The 1,493-nt window shown below is 39.5% G+C and carries 2 protein-coding genes; both read left to right on the top strand.

Annotated elements, in window-relative coordinates; translation table 11 throughout:
- A partial coding sequence (locus HMPREF2955_RS08850) for an RHS repeat-associated core domain-containing protein (RefSeq protein WP_246830106.1) occupies positions 1-837 on the top strand: 837 nt, incomplete at its 5' end.
- 21 nt (positions 838-858) lie between these two features.
- A complete protein-coding gene (locus HMPREF2955_RS08845; protein ID WP_044078511.1) occupies positions 859-1,371 on the top strand; it encodes a hypothetical protein in 513 nt (170 codons plus the stop codon).
- Positions 1,372-1,493 lie beyond the last annotated feature (122 nt).

The following is a 1,493-nucleotide window of genomic DNA, read 5'->3' as shown; positions in this document are numbered from 1 at the left end:
TACCTGCCCTACGGCGAACTGCTCGTGGACGAACATTCCTCATCCGAGGATATGCCGTACAAGTTCAACGGCAAGGAACTTGACCAAGAGACGGGGCTGTACTATTATGGGGCGAGGTATATGAACCCAAGGACGAGTTTGTGGTATGGGGTGGATCCGTTGGCGGAGAAGTATCCGAGCGTTGGCGCGTATGTATATTGCATGGATCGTCCTACAAAGTTAATCGATACGGATGGCCGTAAGGTGATAATCTCAGGAAGTAGAAATCAACGAATAATTGTGTTGAACCAGCTTCAGAAATTGACAAACTATAAACTAGGGGTGAAACAAAATGGAGAAGTCGTAATTTTAGCAACACATGGCAGGAATAAGTCAAAAAAACTTACAGTTGGCAATAGTCTCATTGAATCCGTGATAAAACATAAGCGAACGATGACAATACAAACAACTGATCCGGGTGAAAAGTCTAGTGAGCATGATATTTATAGGAGGGATGCATTTAATGGGAAGGGAACTGACGTAGTTGTTAATTTTGATGTTACAGATACTCCCAAACTTCTAACAGAGAATGGTAAGACTGGCAAAAGTTCAGAGGAGGTGATGCCTTTATTTCTTGTTTTAGGGCATGAAATTATACATGGAGAACGCTCCATGGACGGTATTGCCATAGATCCAGATACAAAATCTTCATATAAATACAGAAGCCCTAATGGGCAACTTAAAATTAAGAATACATCCAAGGAAGAACTTGAGACTGTCGGAATTATTGGAAAAGCAAAACGAACAGAAAATGCATTAAGGAAAGAACATGGATTAAACAAACGAATAAAATATTAACTAAATATATAAACATCCAACATGAATAAAATAGATTTCTGTATGCTCTCTCTCGCATTCATTGTATTACTCAATGGCGGTTGTTCAAGCAAACATCTCCCTGAAAGATGCGCTTGCCAATGCCTTATTTTCCCAACAACAGATTTTGAGGGGTGTTACTTGATAGAAGTGGACAAAGATGGCTATATCACAACCAGTGTAGGAGAAAAGGGGGACTCAGTCACACATGCTGTGTTGAATGACATACATATATCTACTCAACATATACGCCTACTTAAGAATACTTGTGAAAGGGAGAAAAAGTTGTTGGGAAAGGATGAGTTTCTAAAGTTGCAACAACAAATATCAAAACTAGAAGGTGTAAGTATCGACAACATTTTTCTTGAAAGTTGGGAAAATGATTCATGGGCAGTCATTCTTCTAACAGAAGAAAAACAGTACATTTTCCCTTATTGGGACTGCAATAATAGTTCTATAGAAGAATTAGTGAAGTCATTAGTAAGGGGGTCACCTATAAATATCGAACTCAGATAGTTAACCTCACTAGCCGCGTCAACCTGCTGTACAAGGTATGCGTAACGAATTTGAGTACGATTCATACAATGCTCCCGCATAATAAAAGGTATGCCTCAGGAGAAGGACTGTCTGCACCGATA

Origin of the sequence: Prevotella sp. HMSC073D09 (assembly GCF_001814145.1) — a bacterium.
Lineage (GTDB): Bacteria > Bacteroidota > Bacteroidia > Bacteroidales > Bacteroidaceae > Prevotella > Prevotella conceptionensis.
The sequence above is the reverse complement of the archived record's forward strand: the minus strand, read 5'-3'. Positions and strand labels throughout refer to the sequence as shown.

What these genes read in the sequence shown, in the direction of transcription:
- HMPREF2955_RS08845 (WP_044078511.1), top strand. Translation starts at nt 859, where the DNA reads ATGAATAAAATAGATTTCTGTATGCTCTCTCTCGCATTCATTGTATTA.